Annotated in this window: 1 protein-coding gene; it reads left to right on the top strand. The window is 38.3% G+C overall.

Features of this window, described 5'->3' with window-relative positions:
- Nucleotides 1-350 (top strand): hypothetical protein (locus tag ACFPXP_RS07935; protein ID WP_379893705.1); only part of this gene is annotated, 350 nt, incomplete at its 5' end.
- Nucleotides 351-600: the final 250 nt, after the last annotated feature.

The raw sequence follows: 600 nt of genomic DNA, 5'->3' as shown, positions 1-600 counted from the left end.
ATATGGAAGAGCAGATCAGTAATGGATTCCCGGATTTCTGGGACGGTGTGACAACTGGGAGCATCTCATTGAGCTTAGGAGCTTACAAGCAGCTTTTTAAACTGGCTATTAAAAAGGGATTAAAGGGTAAGGGTGAAGTTCCGGGTATGCCTTCTATTGTTCAATCCTGGATAGAGGAGGTGCTGGGGCTACTGCTGAAATTTACTTTTTTTCGATCTCATCTGAGGGAGTTTTCATATTCATTTGATATCCCAATAGGTCTTGGGGGAAATGCAGTAATATACCCCACATACGAAGGTGCTCCGAATGCGCAGGAATGGATAGATATGTTTAAATGGGGATGTTGGTAACCTATAAGGGAGCGATGATTATTTGAGTCCTATAACATTAATTGGTATTGTTGGCCTGATTGTTGGTATATTACAATTAACTATTCCAAAAGCATTATATCAATTAAGGTTAATTGGGATTAGTGAGAGCGTAAAATATCTTGTGTAAATAGATAAATAGCAAAAAGGAAGACCTTTCTTGTAGAATTAAGTCACCACAACCAACTCACAAGAAAGAGGTCTTCCCTATGAATCATTTTACATCAGATTT

Origin of the sequence: Marinicrinis lubricantis (genome assembly GCF_042658665.1) — a bacterium.
GTDB classification, from domain to species: Bacteria; Bacillota; Bacilli; order Paenibacillales; family KCTC-33676; genus Marinicrinis; species Marinicrinis lubricantis.
This window is presented reverse-complemented; position numbering and strand designations above follow the sequence as displayed.